Genomic DNA, 20,246 nt, shown 5'->3' on the forward strand with positions numbered 1-20,246 from the left:
GCCCCATGTGGTCCCCCAACCCCATGTAGCGCGATCAGAGGGTGATGCCCGTGGAAGTGGCCGCCGATCGATGTCCCGCGATGTACGCGAAGGACGGCTAGGATTCCATTCCGGATCACTACGGACACGATGGCGCTTGCCATGTGCCCATTCGGCATCGCTCGGAGCGATCGCTTTTGCTTGAACCGCAGCACGCGCGGGCAGGATGTCCACATCTCGTCCACGCTGCGGAATGCGCATTTCACGGGCCTGTCATTGAACTGGTCTAGCGCTGCTCCCGTCATCGCTGACGACGAAGGAGCATGCCATGTCGAAGCCGGTGCTGGGCGCCGCATTGTCCATCAAATCGATCCCCGCGCATCGTGACTGGCTTCTCGAAAAGCAGCGCGATCTGGAAATCCAGGACTTCTTCCGGGCCGATCTGCTCGATAGCGACTGGCGCGCAACTGCCGGCGAGATCAAGCAGATGCTCACCGGGCACACCGGCCGGCTCGGCATCCACGGTCCGTTCTGGGGCTTCAAGATCGACAGCCACGATCCGATGATCCGCCAGGCCGTAACGAAGCGCCTGCTGCAGGGCCTCGAGGCCGCCGAGTTCCTCGGTGCGACGCAGATGGTGATCCACTCGCCGTTCACGACCTGGGACCACAACAATCTCGATCTCTATCCCGACAACCGCGCCAATATCGTCGAGCGAGTCAAGGCGACGCTCGCCGAGGTGATTGCGCGTGCCGAGACGATCGGCTGCGAGATCGTCATCGAGAACATCGAGGACAAGGATCCACGCGACCGCGTGCGCCTCGCCAAGGCGTTGGAAAGCAGCAAGGTCCGCGTCTCGCTCGACACCGGGCACGCCAATTATGCGCACATCTCCACCGGCGCGCCGCCGGTCGACTATTACGTCGAGACCGCCGGCGACATGCTGACGCATGTGCACCTGCAGGACACCGACGGCTTTGCCGACCGGCACTGGGCGCCGGGCGAGGGCAACATTCCCTGGGTCGCCGTATTCCGCGCGCTAGGACGGCTGACGTCGAATCCGCGGCTGATCCTCGAACTCCGCAACCACGACGATGTCCGCAAGGGCGCGGCGCATCTCGCCGCGCTCGGTCTCGCCGAATAACCGACATCACACAGGGCAGGGGTTATCCTCATGAGCAAGCTCACCCGTCGCACCATCCTGAAATCCGGCGGCGCCGCCGCAAGCACCTTGCTGCTGCCGCGTTTTGCCATCGCGCAAGCCGACAACCGTCCGTCGGTGACGGTCGCCGTGCAGAAGGTCACGAATGCGAACGTGCTCGACGTGCTGCGTGAGCAGTCCAATGTCGGCGAGCGCGTGTTCTTCTCCTCGATCTGGGAAGGCCTGATCTCCAAGAACTGGCGCGGCAAGCTCGAAGCTGTGCCGGGCCTCGCCACCGAATGGCGCCGCATCGACGACCAGACCGTCGAGGTGAAGCTGCGCCAGGGCGTCAAGTTCCACAATGGCGACGAGCTCACGGCGGAAGACGTCGTGTTCACCTTCAGCCGCGAGCGCATGTTCGGCGAGACCGAGGCCAAAAACCGCTCCACCATCAAGGCGTTCGAGAAGATCCCGACGCCGCGCCCGGGCAAGGAGCTGCCGCCGGACGTCCCCGCGGTCGCCCGCCGCATCTGGCCGGACCTGGTGCGCGTCGATGCCGTCGACAAGTACACGGTGCGCTTCTACAACGCGACGCCCGACGTCACGATCGAAGGCCGGCTGTCGCGCTACGGCTCCGACATCATGAACCGCCGCGCCTGGGAAGAGGCGGCGAGCTATCTCGACTGGGCCCGCAAGCCGGTGACGACCGGCCCCTACAGGGTCGTCGAGCTCAAGCCGGACGTCTCGCTGACGCTGGAAGCCCACGACGAATATTGGGGCGGCCGGCCGCCGCTCAAGCGCATTCGCTTCCTCGAAGTGCCTGAGGTCGCGAGCCGCATCAACGGACTGCTCTCGGGCGAATACCAGTTCGCCTGCGACATCCCGCCGGACCAGATTGCCGGCATCGAGAAGAGTTCCGCCTTCGAAGTGCAGGGCGGCACGATTCAGAATCATCGCCTTACCGTGTTCGACAAGAACCACGCCGTGCTCGCCAATCCGCTGGTGCGGCGCGCCTTCACTCACGCGATCGATCGCCAGGCGATCGTCGACAGCCTGTGGGCCGGCCGCACCCGTGTGCCGAAGGGTCTGCAATGGGAATTCTACGGCGACATGTTCAACGCCGACTGGAACGTGCCGGCCTATGATCCGAAGCTGGCGCAGGATCTGCTCAAGCAGGCCAATTATAAGGGCGACCCGATCCCGTACCGCCTGCTCAACAACTACTACACCAACCAGGTCGCGACCGCGCAGATACTGGTCGAGATGTGGAAATCGGTCGGGCTCAACGTGCAGATCGAGACCAAGGAGAACTGGTCGCAGATCATGGAGCGCGGGCCGGCACGCGCCGTGCGCGACTGGTCGAACTCGGCCGCCTTCAACGATCCGGTGTCGTCGCTGGTCGCCCAGCACGGGCCGAACGGCCAGCAGCAGCAGATCGGCGAATGGACCAATGCCGAGCTGAACACGCTCTCCGAATTCCTGGAGACCTCGACCGACCGGGCCGCGCGCAAGAAGGCGTTCCGCCGCATGCTCGAGATCGCCGAGCGCGAAGATCCCGCCTACACGGTGCTGCACCAGAACGCGACCTTCACGGCCAAGCCGAAATCGATCAAGTGGAAGGCAGCGCCCGCCTTCGCGATGGATTTCCGCGCCGGCAATTTCGAGGTCTAAAGGTGAAGCCGCTGGTCAGCATCGAGGACTTGCGCGTCGCCTTCAACGGCGTGCCGGTCCTGCGCGGCGTCGACATTGCCTTGCAGAAGGGCGAGGCCATCGGCCTCGTCGGCGAGTCCGGCTCCGGCAAATCGGTGACGTGGCTCGCCGCGCTCGGCCTGTTGCCGCGCCATGCGCAAGTCTCTGGCTCGGTGCGGCTCGACGGGCGCCAGATTCTCGGCGCACCGGCCGCCGAGCTCGATCAGGTCAGGGGCGGGCGTATCGCCATGATCTTCCAGGATCCGGCGAGCGCGCTCAACCCGGTGCTGACCATCCGCAGGCAGCTTTGCGAAGCGCTGGCGCTGCATCGCGATCTCCAAGGCAACGCCGTGAAGGCGGAGGCGCGGCGGCTGCTCGATCTCGTCGGCATTCCCGACGCTGGCCGCCGGCTCGAGGCCTATCCGCACGAATTCTCCGGCGGCCAGGTCCAGCGCATCATGATCGCGATGGCGCTGGCCGGGAATCCCGATCTCTTGATCGCGGACGAGCCGACCACTGCGCTCGATGCCACCATTCAGGCGCAGATCCTGGAGCTGCTCGCCACGGTCCGCCGCGAGCTCGGCATGGCCATGGTGCTGATCAGCCACGACCTCGGCGTCGTCGCGGAGAATTGCGACCGCGTCGCGGTGATGTATGCCGGCCGCATCGTCGAGCAGGCCCCGAGCAACCAGCTGTTCGCCGATCCCGTGCATCCCTACGCGCAAGGATTGATCGGCGCGCTGCCGCCGCTCGATGGTCCGCGGCGGCGCCTCACCGCCATTCCCGGCACGGTGCCTGATCCTGCGCACATGCCCGGCGGCTGCGCCTTCGCGCCGCGCTGCGCGCTTGTCGCGGAAGCATGCGGCCTTGCGGCGCCGCCCCTCGCGCCGATCGCCGATGATCGCAGCGTCGCCTGCGTCCGTGCCGAGACATCGCGCCGCGCGCTGCTCGGGATGGCCGCCGAATGAGTCCGCCGCTCGTCGAGGTCTCCGCGATCTCGCGCACCTATGCGATGCGCTCCGGAATGTTCGGGAGAGCTGCGGCCGTGCATGCCGTCGACGGCGTGTCGCTGACGATTCCAAGGGGCCAGACGCTCGGTCTCGTCGGCGAATCCGGTTCGGGCAAGTCCACGACGGGCCGCATCGTGCTCGGCCTCGAGCCGCCTGACAGCGGCGAAGTGCGGTTCGACGGGAAGCCGATGGCCGCGCCGGGGACGACGGCGTGGCGTGCGCAGCGCGCGCGGATGCAGATGATCTTCCAGGATCCGCTCGGCGCGCTCGACCGCCGGCTGCCGGTTGCAACGCAGATCCGCGAGCCGCTCGACATTCACGGACTCGGTACGCCGGCGGAGCGCGACGAGCGCGTCCGCGAGCTGCTGCGCGCCGTCGAGCTCACGCCGGCGCATGGCGCACGCTATCCCGGCGCGCTCTCCGGCGGGCAGCGTCAGCGCATCGTGCTGGCGCGGGCGCTGGCCACCAAGCCGGATTTCCTGGTCTGCGACGAGCCGGTCAGCGCGCTCGACGTCTCGATCCAGGCGCAGGTGGTGAATCTGCTCTGCGATCTCCAGGCGCAACTGTCGCTGACGCTGCTCTTCATCAGCCACGATTTGCGCGTCGTCAGGCAGATCAGCAATGTCGTTGCCGTAATGTATCTCGGCCGCATCGTCGAGATCGGCAGCGCGGACGATCTGTTCGCGCGGCCCGAGCATCCCTATACCCAGGCGCTGGTCTCGGCCTCGCCCGCGCCGGGCCGCCGCAGCGCGGGCCGCATCGTGCTAGCAGGCGACCCGCCGAACCCGGCCGCGCGCCCCACGGGCTGCGCCTTCCATCCGCGCTGCCCGCGCGCCATTGCGCGCTGCGCGCGCGAGGTGCCGGCGCTGTCCGCCGTCGGCGGCGACAGGCAGGTGGCCTGCCATCTCGTCACCGGCGCTGCGTCACGGGACGCCGCGTGATGGGACGCTATCTCGCCATTCGGATCGGACGCGCCGCGCTCACGATCGTGCTCGTCGTCACCTTCGCCTTCGTCGTGTTGCGGCTGTCAGGCGATCCCGCGCTGATGATCCTGGGACCGGAGGCGCCGCCGGAGGTGCTCGCGGCATTCCGCAAGGCGTGGGGCCTCGATGACCCGATCTGGGCTCAATACTTCGATTATTTCGGCGCCATCGCCAAGGGCGAGCTCGGCCGCTCCATGCGCGACGGCCGGCCCGCGATCGAGCTGGTGCTGGAACGCATTCCCGCGACCCTGGCGCTGACCCTGCCGGCGTTCTTCTTCAAGGTCGCGCTCGGCGTTCCCGCAGGGATCTACGCCGCGCTGCATCGCGGCTCGGGAATCGACCGCGCCGTGATGATGACGGCGGTCGCCGGCTTTACCGTCCCGAGCTTCGTGCTGGCGCTGCTGCTGGTGCTGATCTTCGCCGTGCAGCTGGGCTGGCTCCCTTCGGGCGGGCAGGACAGCTGGCGCCACGCCATCCTGCCGATCGCAACGCTCAGCCTCGGCGGCGCGGCGGTGCTGGCGCGCTTCACCCGCAGCGCCATGCTGGAGGTGCTGGGCCAGCCCTATATCCGCACCGCATCCGCAAAAGGCGTGCCGTGGCGCAAGGTGGTGACCTCGCATGCGCTGCCGAATGCAGCGATCCCGACCGTGACTATCCTCGGCTTCATGGTGGGCACGCTGATCGCAGGCGCGGTCGTGGTCGAGAGCGTGTTCGCCTGGCCGGGAGTAGGGCGGCTTCTCGTCGTTGCGGTTGCCAACCGCGATCTCGCGGTCGTGCAATGCATCCTGCTGCTGGTTGCGATGACCATGGTGACGTCCAATCTGATCGTCGACTTCCTCTACGGCTTCCTCGACCCGCGCCTGCGCAGCAAAGGAGCGCACGCATGACCGACGCGACGCTGAAGGAGACCAAGGCGTTTTCACGCCGCATCAGCCTGCCGGCCATTCCGGTCTCGGTCGCGCTGGCAATCAGTTGGATCGTCGCGATGCTGCTGATCGCGGCCTTTGCGGAGAAGATCGCGCCTTACGGCTTCACGCAGCTCGACCTGCGCAACCGGCTTGCTGCGCCCGGCAATGCCGCGCACTGGCTCGGCACCGACGAGCTTGGCCGGGACGTGCTGTCGCGGCTGCTCGTCTCGATCCGCATCTCGCTGCTGATCGCGTTCGGCGCGACCGCAATCTCGGCCGTGGTCGGGACCACACTCGGCTTCCTCGCCGCGCATTTTCGTGGGTTCGTCGAGCAGCTCGTGCTGATGCTGACCGACTTCCAGGCCAGCATGCCCTTCCTGATCATGGCGCTGGCCGTGCTCGCCTTCTTCGGCAACTCGTTGCCGCTCTTGGTCGGGCTGATGGGCCTGTTCGGCTGGGAGCGCTACGCCCGCATCGCGCGGGGCCTTGCCATCTCCGCCAATGCGCAGGGCTACGCCGCTGCCGTCCGCCAGCTAGGGGCGACGCCGTCGCGGATCTACCTCCGGCACATCCTGCCCAACATCGCCTCGACCTTGATCGTCTCGACCACGCTCGTGTTCCCCGAGGTGATCCTGATGGAGTCAGGCCTGTCCTTCCTCGGCCTCGGCGTGCAGCCGCCGATGACCAGCCTCGGCAACATGGTCGGCTACGGCCGGGAATATCTGACCCGCGCCCCCTGGATCATGCTGGCGCCGGCGACGACCATCGTAGTGACCACGCTGGCCGTGTCGGTGATCGGCGACTGGCTGCGCGATCGGCTCGATCCGACGCTGTAATAGGGGCTCCGACGCCCTCCGCCGTCATTCCGGGGCGCGCCGAAAGGCGCGAACCCGGAATCCATTGTCCCGCGGGTGCTGCCGCCCGATGGATTCCGGGTTCGATGCTGCGCATCGCCCCGGAATGACAGAGAGTGAGCGACGAGCCCCCCGCGCCGGGAGCAGGGGAGCCCTGTCCGACCCAAGTTCCCGTTGCGCGGGCTGCCCCCGTGCGCTATCCGGCCGGAAAGGCCTGAGGTGGCTCCACATTTTCCCGCCCCGGCCGACGCAAACCCGAGGACGGAAACCGCCATGCCAGCCTATCGCTCCCGCACCACCACCCACGGCCGCAACATGGCGGGCGCCCGCGGCCTCTGGCGCGCGACGGGCATGAAGGACGCCGATTTCGGCAAGCCGATCATCGCGGTGGTCAACTCCTTCACCCAATTCGTGCCCGGCCACGTGCATCTGAAGGACCTCGGCCAGCTCGTGGCGCGCGAGATCGAGCAGGCCGGCGGCGTGGCGAAAGAGTTCAACACCATCGCGGTCGATGACGGCATCGCCATGGGCCATGACGGCATGCTCTACAGCCTGCCGTCGCGCGAGCTGATCGCCGACAGCGTCGAGTACATGGCCAACGCGCATTGCGCCGACGGCCTCGTCTGCATCTCCAATTGCGACAAGATCACGCCCGGCATGCTGATGGCCGCGCTCAGGCTCAACATCCCCGCCGTGTTCGTCTCGGGCGGGCCGATGGAGGCCGGCAAGGTCAAGCTGGCCGGCAAGACCAAGGCGGTCGACCTCATCGACGCCATGGTGGCCGCCGCCGATAGCAAGGTCAGCGACGAGGACGTCAAGGTGATCGAGCGCTCGGCGTGCCCGACCTGCGGCTCCTGCTCGGGCATGTTCACCGCCAATTCCATGAACTGCCTCACCGAGGCGCTGGGCCTGGCGCTGCCCGGCAACGGCTCGGTGGTCGCAACCCATGCCGACCGCAAGCGCCTGTTCGTCGAGGCCGGCCACACCATCGTCGATCTGGTCCGCCGTTATTACGAGCAGGACGATGCCTCCGTGCTGCCGCGCAACATCGCGAATTTCAAGGCGTTCGAAAACGCGATGACGCTCGATATAGCGATGGGCGGCTCGACCAACACCGTGCTGCATCTCTTGGCTGCCGCCCATGAGGGGCAGGTCGCCTTCACCATGAAGGACATCGACCGTCTGTCGCGCCGCGTGCCCGTGCTCTGCAAGGTCGCGCCTTCCGTCGCCGACGTGCATGTCGAGGACGTGCACCGTGCCGGCGGCATCATGGGCATCCTCGGCGAGCTCGACCGCGCCGGGCTGATCGACACCTCTGTTACGACCGTGCACGCGCCGACCATGAACGAGGCGCTGGAGCGCTGGGACATCAAGCGCACCAAGAGTGAGACGGTCCGGACCTTCTATCGCGCTTCGCCCGGCGGCATCCCCACGCAAGTCGCCTTCAGCCAGGAGCGCCGCTACGACGAGCTCGACGCCGACCGCGAGAAGGGCGTCGTGCGCGATCTCGCGCACGCCTTCAGCAAGGACGGCGGTCTCGCCGTGCTCTACGGCAATCTCGCGCAGGACGGCTGCATCGTGAAGACCGCCGGCGTCGATGCCTCGATCCTGAAATTCTCCGGCCCAGCGCGCGTGTTCGAAAGCCAGGACGCGGCGGTCGAAGGCATCCTGGGCGGCAAGGTCGTCGCCGGCGAGGTCGTGGTCATCATCTATGAAGGCCCTCGCGGCGGCCCCGGCATGCAGGAGATGCTGTATCCGACCAGCTATCTGAAATCGATGGGCCTCGGCAAAGCCTGTGCGCTCGTCACCGACGGCCGCTTCTCCGGCGGCTCCTCCGGCCTGTCGATCGGCCATCTGTCGCCGGAGGCCGCCGAAGGCGGCAATATCGGTCTGGTGCGGACGGGCGACATCATCGCCATCGACATCCCGAACCGCAGCATCAGCCTCGAGGTCTCCGACGAGGAGCTCGCCAAGCGCCGCGCCGCGGAGGAGGCGAAGGGCGATGCCGCCTGGCAGGCGCAAGGCCGCAAGCGCAACGTCTCGACCGCGCTGCAGGCTTACGCCGCGCTCACCACCAGTGCCGCGCGCGGTGCGGTGCGCGAGGTCAAGCGGCGTCCGAAGTAGGCGGCATCGGCGCCACTGGCCTGGATCGGCGATCTTCGGAACGCCTCGCGGCTCCGTGCGACCACCCGGATGCGCCGTTGCAGGAAGTAGCCGGAACGGAGATCGGGAAAGAACGGCCCCCGCCTCCCTAGGGCGTGGGGCTGGTTGGGGTGGGAGCGGGAGCCGTTTGCTCAGTGGGCACCCGACGTGCGGGCTCGCCCGCCAGGCATCATCAACTTAGTCCATTGTCCACATTTTGCTATTTAATTTTTATTAATTTTGTTTTTATTTTTATTTAATCGTGCCATCCTAAGAAAAATCGTCGAAATCCATTTTTTCCGAATCCAGCCGAGGCGGTCGCCGTATCGAGGTTCGTCCGCAAAGGTTCGGATTGCCAATAGCGGAGTTAGCCATGAGTCATTCTCCATCACTCGTGCCGCAAATCACGACAGACCGGGACGTCTATCTTGTGCTCGATGATTTCGGCCGCCGCCTGGGCCGGGCTTGGTGCGAGACGGCCGAGGAGGACGCCAATCGCGCGACCCTGCTCAGACATCTCGCCGAAGGGCAATATCTCCATCCCGCACGTATCGTGGCCTTCAATACCGCGGAGGGATGGTCGCGCGATGCCACCGCTGAAATCGCCGATGAGCTGCGCCGTCGCTTCGTCGAACTCGAGGAGACCGATCCCTCGCTGTTGGAGTTTCTGGAAAGAGCAGCGAGGCGTTGAAAGCTCGAACATGGAACGAGGATGAACTGCAAATTATGCTCGAACGAGTGCCGCGGCGATGTCCGATCGCGGACTCGCTGTCATGCGCACCGCCGCGCAAACATCCCGCGCGTTAATGCGCGTGGTCAATGAGTTCTTACCGCTCCGCCGCGATCGATCGTTCGCATTAAGGATGCCTCGACGAAGTTCGGCAAGGCAAGGTTTTGCGCCGTATACTCCCGCGACCTTCGCAGATCCGTTTCGGGCAACTGGGGCACCACCGCAATGTCTCGTACTCTCGCTGTCGTTTTCTCAACGGCCGTCGCCGCCATTTCCATGACGGGTGCGGCCTCCGCCGGCTGCTACAATTGCTACACGCCGCCGCCGTGCACGACCTGCTACCAGCAACAATATGTGCCGCCGCAATACCGCACCGTCGACGAGACCGTGATGGTCTCGCCCGGCTCCGTGGTCGCGCACCGCACGCCGGCGCAGTACCGCACCGTGATGGTGCCGCAGACCGTAATGGTCGCGCCGCCCAGCGTCCAGTACGAGCGCATCCCGCCGCAATACGCCACCCGGCAGCGCGTCGAGATGGTCTCGCCGGGTTATTCCTATTACGCCCCGGTGCAGATGAACTGCGCGTCCTGCGGCTACTGAGCTAGACGCAAACAACAAAGAATTTCAGGACGGCGCTCTTCGCGGGGCGCCGCGCTTTCTGTTGCGCGACGCAAAGGTGAGGGAGCCTTTGAACCGCAAGGCCCGGAACGACACGAAACGGCATGAGCTCGTTTCTGGACTCCGTCGAGCGACCGCAACTCGGGCTGGTCGCTGCTTTCGCCGTTTCACTGATGTGCGCAGTTGCGGTGGTCTGGTCGGTCGGCTCGACCGATCGCGTTACCTATCTCGGCCCGGACCACGGCCAGGAGCAGACCATCACACAGGTCCGCCTCAAGACGCTCCCACAAGGGAGTTACGTGATCGAACGGGGCGCGATCTACAAGGCAATGCAGGCAGGGTGCCGCTACGACCTGAACTACAGCCCTCAATTCGGGCGCAACGTCGGCGACCGGCAGAGGACCAAGTACATCCGGAGTGCCGTCCTGGTTGATTGCCCGAAGAGCTAGACAGGTTGTGCAGGAAAAGGAACGCGCCGCGCTCCGGCCGGCAAAGGTTTGAGCACTTGCGCCAACTTGGCGTTGCCTTGCGCGGTCGACTACGTTAAGCGACACCCATTCCCGGGACTGGAAGGGTGGCCGAGTGGTTTAAGGCACCGGTCTTGAAAACCGGCGTGCCCGCAAGGGTACCGTGGGTTCGAATCCCACCCCTTCCGCCAGAAATCGCCATAAGTTCCCCTCGTGGGCTGGCACGCTCCTTGCCAATTGGACGTGCCCGACCATGGAGGCGTGCACCGATGGCACAGCGAGTTCGTATCTTAAAGCAATCCAAGTCCGGTTTGACACATATTGCCCGCGAGCTGGTGAGATTGCTGGACGCGATCGAGGAGCTCGAGGAGCTGAGAGAAAGGGTCCGGCTCGCCGAAGCCGCTCGCGTGTTGCACTAGCCTGCGCTGGAAAGACTGGGGCGCCTCGGCGCGTCACTCCAAGGTCTGGATTGGCGGCGCCCCGGTGCCGCTCGGGTCATTTGGCCCAGAGCCATTCCTAACACCGCAGCCCGACGGATCTGTTCAATCTTCCTCGCTCAAGTCCGGCCCGCGATGTTGGAGAGACGGATTGCGGCGGTGCCGTAGACCCATGTTGCGTTTGGATCTCCAGTCTTCAAGAGGAGGATCGGGACTGGTTGAAATGCAGTGGAAGGAAGCGTTGCGTGCTAGAGCCACGGACACGCGAAACTGCGCAGGAACGCTACTGACTTAGAGAGATTAGCCCGCAGCAAGCTTCACAGCGGCCAACGCATGTTCTTCTTTTTCTCGAACCGGCTGGGATGTCTCGGCTCGCTGCTGATCTCCGGCCTGGTCACGGTGGCGCTGCTCTTCCTGTTTGGACTCATTCGGTTCTGATCATCAGCGCCTGGGATCCGACCGTCATCCTCTTGCATGCTCCCTCAGGAACTTGGCCTCGGCTCGCCTGTTGTTCGCAGTCTCGAGCACACGGAGAGCAGCCTTGGAAAGCACCATCATTGGAGAATTCGACACGCGCCGCGGCGCCGAGCTTGCGGTTGAGCATGTCGTGCAGGAATGCGGCGTGCCGCGAGGCGACGTCTTCGTCCAGCCTGCCGGCGCTGCGAACACCGTGGGAACACGCGCGGCAGGTCCTGACGTCAAGACAGCGCCCACACCGGAGGGGCGGCAGAAGCTGGAAGGCCTGATCGAGGTTTCCGTCGATTTTCACGGCGATGCCCCTGAGAAAATTGTCGATGTGTTGAGGAGCGCCGGCGCGAAGTTTGTCCGCACCAAATGACGACTTGTGCGACGGGCCCAGAGGGCGCGGGACATTCGGCATTCGCATCGAACCGCAGCCGTTGACCGCGTGGAACCCCTTGAGCCTCCAGCGCGTTTAGACGCAAACGCGAATTGCGAGGTTCACCTGCTTCAGAGCGCATCGACACTCACTCCCGGCGACACCGTCTGGCGGCGGTGCAGGGCGCGGCGCGTGGCGGTTCTGAACGATGCCGCCGCCTATTTCGCAGCCCTGCGGGAGGCCCTGCTGGAGGCGCAGGATTTCGTCTACATCATCGGATGGGACATCCATAGCAGGACACGCCTGGTCGGAGCCTCCGGACGTGCGGATGATGGCCTGCCTGAGGAGCTGGGTCCCTTCCTGCGCGCGCTGGTGCAGCGCAGGCCCGCCTTGCGCATCAACATTCTCGTCTGGGACTTCGTCTCTTTTTACGCTTCCGAGAGAGAGTGGAATTCCGCGGCGAAATTTACCGCCGACACCGATGGCCGCGTCGGGTTTCATCTGGACGCCACGCTTCCGTTCGGTTCGGCGCAACACCAGAAGATCGTCTGTGTCGACGGTTCATTGGCGTTCGTCGGCGGCCTCGATCTGACGATCAGGCGCTGGGACACGAGTGACCACCGCGCCGACAATGCCATGCGCTGCGACCCTCAGCGCAAGCCGTATCCGCCGTTTCACGATGTTCAGTGCCTGGTCGACGGCGATGCTGCGGAGCAGCTGTTCGCCCTCGCGGAGCAACGCTGGCGTGCGGCAGGCCAACAGTCCGATGAATGGTGCGCACCGAGGAACGGTCGCTGGCCGGCGAACGTGCCTGTGGAGGCCGAGCACGTGCCGGTCGGGATCGCCAGGACCGAGGTGGTCTGTCCTGCAGGCTCGACCATCAAGGAGGTCGAACGCTCCTTCATTGCGGCGATCCGGTCGGCAACGAGCTTCGTGTACATCGAAAATCAATTCACCAGCGCGACCCGGATGGCGCACGAATTGGCGGAGCAGATGTGCCGCGTGCCGTCGCTTCGGGTTCTGGTGGTCGCTCCGAAACTGCATTCCTCGTGGTTTGAGTCCCAGGCCATGCAGAACGGCCGTGGCGCCTTCATCAACTGCTTCAGCGCGGCTGGCGTGGCCGATCGCATCCGCTTCGTCCATCCGGTCTCCCGCAGCGGCAATAAGGAAGCCGCCGTGATGGTGCACAGCAAGCTCATGGTGGTCGACGACCGGATCTTGCGGATCGGCTCCGCCAATCTGAACAATCGTTCCATGGGCGCCGACAGCGAATGCGACCTCATCTTTGAAGCTGAATCCGAGCAGCATCGGGATTTCATCGCCTCCGTCCGCCGTCGTCTCATCGCTCATTTCTGCGGTCTCGACGAGCAGGCCATCGCAAGAAACGAGCATCGGCTCTTCGCTCTGCTAGACGACGTCTCCACATCTCATGGCGCCAAGACGTTGCGGAAAGTCCAGTCTTCGGTTCTAACCAGCACGCTGGCCAGCTTGGTTCAGCCTGTGGCGGACCCTGAGCTGCCACTTCATCTGGAGCGCACGGCATCTCGCATGTGGACGACGAAAACCATCATCGGGATCGTTGCGATAGCCGTGGCTCTTTTTGGGCTGGCGCTGGCCTGGTCTTACACGTCCTTGAGCGATGTCGCCGATGCAGGTCATCTTTCGGCGCTTCTGTCTGCCTATTCGCAGTCCATCTGGGGGCCGCCATTGGCGATCGCAGCCTTCGTCCTTGGCGGGCTCGTCGTCTTTCCGGTTCTCGTGCTCATTGCGGCAACGGCCGCCGCCCTGGGGCCCTGGCTGGGTTTCGTCACCGCAATGGCGGGCGTCTTGCTCAGCGCGCTCCTCCTTTTTGCGATCGGACGGTTCCTGGGCCGAGAGCGCCTTCAGCGCTTGCTGGGACGCCGTGCGGCGCGCATCCAGGAACGCGTGGTCGGGAAGGGGATCCTGGCGGTTGTCGTCATCCGGATGCTTCCCATAGCACCGTTCTCACTGGTAAACGTCGTGGCAGGCGCAAGCACGCTGCCTCTTCGTGACTTCATGGTTGGAACTCTGCTGGGCAGCACGCCCGGAATCCTGGCCATGGCGGTTCTCGGCTCGCAGATTGCAGAGCTCGCCAGAAATGCGTCCTGGAGCAACATAGTGCTTCTGATACTGGCATTCCTCGGCTGGCTCGGGGTCTGCGTCGGCGCGCAATTCGTGACGACATGGCTCGCTGGGAGGCGCTGATGGTGCCCGTGCGCTTCATGACGTGGAATGTGCACGGCACGTTCAATCTCAATCCGAAATTCGATCTGGAGGGTGTTTGCTCCATCCTGCGCAAATGGTCGCCGGATGTCGTCGCGCTTCAGGAGGTGGATTCCCGATCGCGGTCGGACGATCCGTTCGCGAAGCTGGCGCGCGTCGTCGGCGATCATCGCGTTCATGCCAAGTCGATCGTCACGGAGGACGGTGACTACGGCCAGATGCTCATGAGCCGCTTTCCGTTCTCCAGCGTGCCCGAGATCGTCGACGTGTCGTATCGAGAGCGGGAGCCGCGCAGGGCGATCGCGACGGGGTTGCTGACGCCTTTCGGCGACGTCCGCGTGGTCGCCACTCATCTCGGCCTCAGCATCCACGAGCGTTATGCGCAGGCTCAGGCCGTGGTGAGCCTGGTGAGGCCGGAAAGGACCGTCGTCCTCGGCGATTTCAACGACTGGTTTTGGGTGAAATCGGTGCGGCGCGTGCTCGCGCAGGCCTGCCCGAACCGGACGCGGTTGCGGACTTTCCCATCGCGCTTGCCCCTCATGCGGCTCGACCGGATCTACGCAACGCGTGACAGCCGGATCGAGAAAGTCTGGACCGACCATGCGGCGCGCGCCTATTCCGACCATTTGCCCGTGATCGCGGACATCGCGATCTAACGGTTCCAGCGACCGGAGTGCGGATCTCTGGCCCTCATTGAGAAAAGCGTTGTGCTAGAGGAACTTAGCTACTGTGCATGGGGTTGTTTTCAGACAACTTTATGCCTGCGGCCGACAGTCTCGAAAAGGACCATGCGGAACTTTTTCCTCACGGCCACGTTCATTCAGCATGACTGAAGACCTTTCCTTCCGACGCAAACCCCTGACCCCCGAACAGCGCCACGCTCGCGATGCGGCTCGGCGGATCGAGGCCGAGAAGGCCATGCGCGACCACGAAGCGGCGCAGAAGGCGTTCTATGCCAACAAGGAACGGCTGAAGGCCGAGCGGCTGGCGCGCGAAGCGGCGGCGGCGAAGGGCTGAGCGAACGCGCTTAGCCGCGCAATTTCAAAAAATCGCATCTGCTGGCGGCCTGCATTTGATTGTCGGCCGCCAATGCCGCTTGGGTGTCTGCTTCCCATCGGCAGGCTTGACGGCGCTTCGCTTCCGGGAGGAAGCTTCTGATGATCCAAAACTGACCTGAACCATGGAGACGTTCGCTCCCAGCAAGTCCGATCCTCATCAGCGACGCAGAATGGAGCTGACCATGACCACGTTCGACAAGCGCGAGCGGGGCTTTGAAGCCAAATTCGCCCACGACGAGGAATTGATGTTCAAGGCCACGGCGCGGTCCAACAAGCTGCTCGGGCTTTGGGCCGCAGGCCAGCTCGGGCTCAGTGGCGATGCCGCTGCAGGCTACGCGGCTGCGCTGGTGACGGACCATCTGGAGAGCCGGACGATGGACCACGTGGTCGGCAAGGTGGCGGGCGATCTCGCAGGCAAGGGGATCGCGCGCGAGCAGGTCGCGCAGAGGCTTCAAGAATGTCTGCACCAGGCGCTGGCGCAGCTCGAAGCGGACCGGCAATGACACCCGCTGCCGCGTTCATTCGGCGCGCTTGCCGCCTTCCGCGGGCTGTGCCGTTTCGTGCTACCGTGCCAGCCGCCGGAGACGGCGGCGAGCGGGAGGTGGGGGCATGTCACGGGGCAGCTTTGGCAAATGGTCCGGCGCAATCGCATGCGCCGGCGCCATGCTGGTCGCTGCAGGTGGCGCCGAGGTCTCGGCGACGCCGCTGACGCCGTTTCGATACGAGGCGCAGGCCCAGCGTCATTGCCCGCGCGACAAGGTGGTTTGGCTCGACTTCGGCAAGGGCGTCTATTACCGCAAGGGGCAGAAGCGCTACGGCCAGGGCTTCGACGGCAGCTTCGTCTGCCAGAACGAGGCCCGCGGCGGCTTCTACCGCCGCTCGCTGTTGGGCCTGCGCTGAGCGGCGGATTTCGGCGGCTGGCGGACGCGCCGGTTATTTCGCTGACGGCAGCCTGACCGGCACATGCGGGGAGGTGCTGATGACCCGGGGACTTCCATCCGGATAGGTGCGGTTGCCGCGGATCAGGGATTCCAAGACCAGGAAGAACTTCTCGGCAAGCATTTGCGTCACCCTCGTTGGTGATGGCCTCTTGCAATTGGTCGAGGCGCCGAACGCAATAATTCAATCAACTGAATGGGAGCGGGGACAGCCGCGCCTGCTGCGCCGCAATGGAGAGAACCCGTGTTGGACAGGCGGACGTGCGGTTCAGGCAAACGCCAGCGCGACGAGGCTCGAGCAGAGCAGCACCAAGCCGCCGGCGGTCAAGGCCAGGAAGCCATCGGATACGAGGTCATGATTACGCATGGGACACCTGCCGCTCTCGTGTTCGATGCGCGAGTGGATCGACCAAGACCGTCCGAACGCGCCGCTTTGAAAGAGGTGATGCTTGCCGTCCGCGCGAGTGCCTTCAGGCCCTCGTGCGGTAACCCTCGAACGCATGGGCCAGGAAGATCCCCGCGCTTACCAGACCCATCAGTGCCGAAACCGTCTCGATCATCGTTAAATTCCAAATCCCGCCCTCGCATCCGAGAGAACGCGGGCGGCCTTGCACAGTCAAAAGAATTTCGGTGAGCGGCGCGACAATGGGGGTGGAGTGAGGATTTGGCGCAACAGACTGTCCGGCACTGGCACAGTGCGGGGGCCATCGCCCCGTAGAACAACGGAAAAATGCGAACGTCTCGTTTACCATCCCGGCGTGATCGCCGTGGGCTCCCCATTTCCGCCGCGTTCGGGTTGCGTTATCGTTACCGCTTCCGAGACGGTGGTGGGCCGCCTCGGATGAGATGACCGGACAGCGCTCCCGTAGCCAAAGCGGGTTGGGTACGCCTCCGGCGAAGTGGTATTTGGGGCGCATGGGGATCCATCGGTCAGATTCGGTTTTGCGAGCCGCGCGCGGTGTTGCGGCGGTCGCGACCTGCCTTGCGCTCGCCAACTGCGCCTCCTCAAACAAGTTCGCCAGCCGCGTCGACCCGAAATACGGCGTGTCCTCGAGCCCGCGGGTGGTCGCCTTCGGCGATCCGGTCCCGAAGGGTGGCGGCACCTACCGCGTCGGCAAGCCCTATGTCGTGGCGGGCCGGACTTACGTGCCGGAGGAGGACGTCAACTACCGAGCTGAGGGCATGGCCTCCTGGTACGGCGACAGTTTCCACGGCCGCCTGACCGCCAATGGCGAAGTGTTCGACATGACCTCGCTGACCGCGGCGCATCCGACCCTGCCGATGCCGTCTTATGCGCGGGTGACCAACGTCTCGAACGGCAAGTCGCTGATCGTCCGCGTCAATGACCGCGGGCCCTACCACGGCAACCGCCTCATCGACGTCTCCAACAAAGCCGCCGAACTCCTTGAATTCAAAGGGAACGGCGTCGCCAAGGTCCGCGTCGAATATGTCGGCCGCGCGCCGCTAGAAGGCTCCGACGACCGCCAGCTTCTGGCGACCCTGCGCACCGGCGTTCCGGCGCCGTCGCCCTCGATGGTCCGGGTCGCCTCGGCTAAGCCGTTTGTGCCGGAGCTGCCGTCCTCGACCCGCGGTGCCATTCGCGGCGAGGTCCCGATGCCGGAGGGGCGGCCGTACAATCTCGGCAGTACCTCGGCCGATATGGCTTCGCTCAATGCTACCTCGGAAATGTCGGCCTCGAGCCGCAGCCGGGGCCAGGCGCTCCAGAACGCCCGCGCGGTGTCCTATGGCGAGGACGGTCGCTACGCGGCCGACAGCGCGGCCGCCTCGACCGACGGCGCCGCCGAGGCCCGCAGCATCCTGAGCGGCCGCGGCCTCTACTGAGCCGCGCTCTCCTTCAAGAACGTGACGAGCGCCGCATTCACCTCTTCGGGCCGCTCCTGCTGCACCCAATGGCCGGCGCCCTCGATGATCAGCTTGCGCTTCAGATTGGGCAGCACGCGCTCGAGCTCGTTGACCCGCTTGGCCCCGATCAGGCCGGTGATGACGGCGTCCTTCGAGCCTGCGATGAAGAGGGAAGGCTGGTGAATCTGCGCGTCCTGCCAGGGCGCGGTCAGCTCCCAATTGCGGTCGATGTTGCGATACCAGTTGAGCCCGCCGCGGAAGCCGGACTTGCGGAAGGCCTCGGTGAAATAGGCCAGGTCTGCCTCGCTGAGCCAGCCAGGCAGCGGCTCGTCGGCGCCCGCGTGGCCGAGAAAGCCCTTGCCCTCCTGCACGAACATGGCCGCGGTGGGATCGGCGAGGCCCCGCCCGCCGAGGACGATGCGCATGGTGCGCGCGACGTCACGCTCGAGCTCGGCCTCGGCGACGCCGGGCGTCTGGAAATACTGCCAGTAGAAGTTGGTGACGCCGCCCTGGCGCAGCAGGTCGAGCGGCTTGCCGCGGCCCCGGAACGGCGGCGGCACGCTCAGGCCCGCGACCGCCGTGAAGATGTCCGGCCGGAACAGCGCCGCGTGCCAGGCGACCGGTGCACCCCAATCGTGGCCGACCACCATCGCCTTTGTCTCACCGAACGCCTGGACGAGGCCCACCACGTCGCCGACCGTGTCGAAGATCGAGTAGGCGTTCATATCGAGTGGCGCCGCGCTCTGACCATAGCCGCGCATGTCGGGGGCGACGACGTGAAACCCGGCTTCGGCGACTGCCGGGATCTGGTGGCGCCAGGAATAGGACAGTTCCGGCCAGCCATGGCACAGGACCACAAGCGGTCCCTGGCCGGCTTCGCGGACGAACAGCTCGACCCCGTTGGCCTTGATCATGCGGGTTGAGGGCATTCGCTTTTCCGCCTTGTTTCAGGGGTTTGGTCGAAAAACATGAGGCGTCACGATAGGGGCGCAGCGAGAATCGTGCAATCTCGGCGACAAGCGTCCAACCGCGTGTTGTTCGCATCTGTTCCAGCTGTTAGAACGCCTCTCTCAGGGCTTCGCCATGGCACTTCGTCTTCCTTTGCTTCGTCGCAACCGGCTCACCGCCGGAACGCTGGCGCGCGGGCTGATCGCGACGGTTTTGGCGGCGGCCATCGGCTGGGGCGGGGCGCTCCATGCGGCCAACCAGAGCGTCCAGGGCGGCAAGAAAGCGGAAGATGCCGGCTTCGACGGCGATGCCCCGACCGCGATCCTGATCGAAGCCTCCTCGGGCAGCGTGCTGTTCGAGAAGAACGCCGACGAGCTGCGCGCGCCCTCGAGCATGATGAAGCTGATGACCGCGGAGGTCGTCTTCAATGCCATCAAGAAGGGCGACATCAAGCTGAACGACGAGTATCGGATCAGCGAGAATGCCTGGCGCAGAGGCGGGGCCCCCTCGGGCGGCTCGACCATGTTCGCCGCCATCAACAGCAAGGTCTCTGTCGACGATCTCCTGCGCGGCGCGATCATCCAGAGCGGCAACGACGCCTGCATCGCGCTGGCCGAAGCCATGGCGGGCAATGAGCGCATCTTTGCCGCGGACTTCATGACCAAGCGCGCCCGCGAGCTTGGCATGACCAGGTCGACCTTCGCCAATTCCAGCGGTCTGCCCGATCCCGGCAACAAGATGACGGTGCGCGAGCTCGGCATGCTTGCCCGGCACATCATCCTGGACTTCCCCGAATTCTACAAACTGTTCGGCGAGAAGGAGTTCACCTGGAACAAGATCCGCCAGCAAAACCGCAATCCGCTGCTCAATTCGATGGAAGGCGCTGACGGCCTGAAGACCGGCTACACCAAGGAAGGCGGCTACGGCATGGTCGGCTCCGCCGTGCAGAACGGCACGCGGCTGATCGTCGTCGTCAACGGACTTGACGATCCCGAGGACCGCGCCACGGAAGCCAAGAAGATGCTGGAATGGGGTTTTCGCAATTTCGAGACCCGCACCCTGATCGCAGCCGAGCAGCCGGTCGGCTACGCCAAGGTGTTCGGCGGCGAGAGCCGGTCGGTCAAGCTCATCGCCAAGACCCCTGTGAAGGTGATGGTGCACAAGAACGGCAGCGACAAGCTGATTGCGCGCATCGTCTATAGTGGCCCGGTGCGCGCGCCGATCGAGGCCGGCCAGCGGGTCGGCGTGGTCAGGGTCTGGCGCAGCGGCAACATCGCGGTCGAGACGCCGGTCTACGCCGCGGAGGCGATCGGCACCGGCTCAACCATGCGCCGCGCGATCGACGGCGCCAGCGAGCTCGTGATCGGCATGTTCCGCGCAGGCGCCGAGAAGCTCTGAT

At 65.1% G+C, this 20,246-nt stretch carries 20 protein-coding genes and 1 tRNA gene; 19 read left to right on the forward strand and 2 right to left on the reverse strand.

Translation table 11 applies throughout. The features are described 5' to 3' along the window. Positions 1-307: 307 nt before the first annotated feature. From I6F31_RS25780 to I6F31_RS25860, 17 genes are all read left to right on the forward strand, one after another. Positions 308-1,123 (forward strand): sugar phosphate isomerase/epimerase family protein, encoded by an 816-nt coding sequence (locus I6F31_RS25780; protein ID WP_057029215.1) that lies wholly within the window; start codon positions 308-310, stop codon positions 1,121-1,123. 30 nt (positions 1,124-1,153) lie between these two features. Then, positions 1,154-2,791 carry an ABC transporter substrate-binding protein gene (locus tag I6F31_RS25785; protein WP_225186319.1) on the forward strand — a complete coding sequence of 546 codons (1,638 nt, stop codon included), beginning with the start codon at positions 1,154-1,156 and terminating at the stop codon, positions 2,789-2,791. Between the two features lie 2 nt (positions 2,792-2,793). Beyond that, entirely contained in the window at positions 2,794-3,777 is a 984-nt protein-coding gene (locus I6F31_RS25790) for an ABC transporter ATP-binding protein (RefSeq protein ID WP_225147977.1), read from the forward strand. Next, entirely contained in the window at positions 3,774-4,760 is a 987-nt protein-coding gene (locus I6F31_RS25795) for an oligopeptide/dipeptide ABC transporter ATP-binding protein (protein ID WP_225147976.1), read from the forward strand. The genes I6F31_RS25790 and I6F31_RS25795 overlap by 4 nt, the downstream gene beginning before the upstream one ends. Further along, positions 4,760-5,689 carry an ABC transporter permease gene (locus tag I6F31_RS25800; RefSeq protein WP_225186320.1) on the forward strand — a complete coding sequence of 310 codons (930 nt, stop codon included), beginning with the start codon at positions 4,760-4,762 and terminating at the stop codon, positions 5,687-5,689. Before I6F31_RS25795 ends, I6F31_RS25800 begins: the two co-directional genes overlap by 1 nt. Then, a complete protein-coding gene (locus tag I6F31_RS25805) occupies positions 5,686-6,546 on the forward strand; it encodes an ABC transporter permease (RefSeq protein ID WP_036012321.1) in 861 nt (286 codons plus the stop codon). Before I6F31_RS25800 ends, I6F31_RS25805 begins: the two co-directional genes overlap by 4 nt. 291 nt (positions 6,547-6,837) lie before the next feature. Continuing rightward, positions 6,838-8,688, forward strand: a complete 1,851-nt coding sequence (ilvD, locus tag I6F31_RS25810) for a dihydroxy-acid dehydratase (RefSeq protein WP_109143722.1) — start codon at positions 6,838-6,840, stop codon at positions 8,686-8,688. 391 nt (positions 8,689-9,079) lie between these two features. After that, entirely contained in the window at positions 9,080-9,397 is a 318-nt protein-coding gene (locus tag I6F31_RS25815) for a hypothetical protein (protein WP_036028058.1), read from the forward strand. 315 nt (positions 9,398-9,712) lie between these two features. Continuing rightward, a complete protein-coding gene (locus I6F31_RS25820; protein ID WP_036028057.1) occupies positions 9,713-10,036 on the forward strand; it encodes a hypothetical protein in 324 nt (107 codons plus the stop codon). Between the two features lie 122 nt (positions 10,037-10,158). Continuing rightward, a complete protein-coding gene (locus I6F31_RS25825) occupies positions 10,159-10,503 on the forward strand; it encodes a hypothetical protein (RefSeq protein WP_225147974.1) in 345 nt (114 codons plus the stop codon). 119 nt (positions 10,504-10,622) lie between these two features. Continuing rightward, positions 10,623-10,712: transfer RNA gene (locus I6F31_RS25830), tRNA-Ser, on the forward strand. Between the two features lie 787 nt (positions 10,713-11,499). Continuing rightward, positions 11,500-11,796: a hypothetical protein gene (locus I6F31_RS25835; protein WP_035999192.1), complete on the forward strand. Its 297-nt coding sequence runs from the start codon at positions 11,500-11,502 to the stop codon at positions 11,794-11,796. Between the two features lie 192 nt (positions 11,797-11,988). After that, entirely contained in the window at positions 11,989-14,022 is a 2,034-nt protein-coding gene (locus tag I6F31_RS25840; protein ID WP_225186321.1) for a VTT domain-containing protein, read from the forward strand. Continuing rightward, positions 14,022-14,696, forward strand: a complete 675-nt coding sequence (locus I6F31_RS25845; protein ID WP_225147972.1) for an endonuclease/exonuclease/phosphatase family protein — start codon at positions 14,022-14,024, stop codon at positions 14,694-14,696. Before I6F31_RS25840 ends, I6F31_RS25845 begins: the two co-directional genes overlap by 1 nt. Before the next feature lie 169 nt (positions 14,697-14,865). After that, a complete protein-coding gene (locus I6F31_RS25850) occupies positions 14,866-15,057 on the forward strand; it encodes a hypothetical protein (RefSeq protein WP_035999201.1) in 192 nt (63 codons plus the stop codon). A 223-nt stretch (positions 15,058-15,280) separates the two neighbouring features. Continuing rightward, positions 15,281-15,601: a DUF1476 domain-containing protein gene (locus I6F31_RS25855; RefSeq protein ID WP_225125373.1), complete on the forward strand. Its 321-nt coding sequence runs from the start codon at positions 15,281-15,283 to the stop codon at positions 15,599-15,601. A gap of 106 nt (positions 15,602-15,707) precedes the next feature. Continuing rightward, complete coding sequence (locus I6F31_RS25860) at positions 15,708-15,998, forward strand: hypothetical protein (protein ID WP_036031443.1); 291 nt, start codon at positions 15,708-15,710, stop codon at positions 15,996-15,998. A 33-nt stretch (positions 15,999-16,031) separates the two neighbouring features. Here I6F31_RS25860 and I6F31_RS36550 read toward each other — a convergent pair whose 3' ends face one another. After that, positions 16,032-16,160 (reverse strand): hypothetical protein, encoded by a 129-nt coding sequence (locus I6F31_RS36550; protein WP_260347296.1) that lies wholly within the window; start codon positions 16,158-16,160, stop codon positions 16,032-16,034. A gap of 791 nt (positions 16,161-16,951) precedes the next feature. On the opposite strand from I6F31_RS36550, the gene I6F31_RS25865 reads away from it, so the two are divergent. Next, positions 16,952-17,878 carry a septal ring lytic transglycosylase RlpA family protein gene (locus I6F31_RS25865; RefSeq protein WP_057029204.1) on the forward strand — a complete coding sequence of 309 codons (927 nt, stop codon included), beginning with the start codon at positions 16,952-16,954 and terminating at the stop codon, positions 17,876-17,878. Here the strand turns inward: I6F31_RS25865 and I6F31_RS25870 are convergent. Continuing rightward, positions 17,872-18,828 carry an alpha/beta hydrolase gene (locus I6F31_RS25870; RefSeq protein ID WP_225129931.1) on the reverse strand — a complete coding sequence of 319 codons (957 nt, stop codon included), beginning with the start codon at positions 18,826-18,828 and terminating at the stop codon, positions 17,872-17,874. The genes I6F31_RS25865 and I6F31_RS25870 overlap by 7 nt on opposite strands. 154 nt (positions 18,829-18,982) lie before the next feature. Here I6F31_RS25870 and I6F31_RS25875 point away from each other — a divergent pair, with 154 nt between their 5' ends. Then, positions 18,983-20,245, forward strand: a complete 1,263-nt coding sequence (locus tag I6F31_RS25875; protein WP_225112894.1) for a D-alanyl-D-alanine carboxypeptidase family protein — start codon at positions 18,983-18,985, stop codon at positions 20,243-20,245. The last annotated feature ends 1 nt before the right edge of the window (position 20,246 follow it).

The organism is Bradyrhizobium sp. NBAIM01 (genome assembly GCF_020194115.1).
Classification (GTDB): Bacteria; Pseudomonadota; Alphaproteobacteria; order Rhizobiales; family Xanthobacteraceae; genus Bradyrhizobium; species Bradyrhizobium yuanmingense.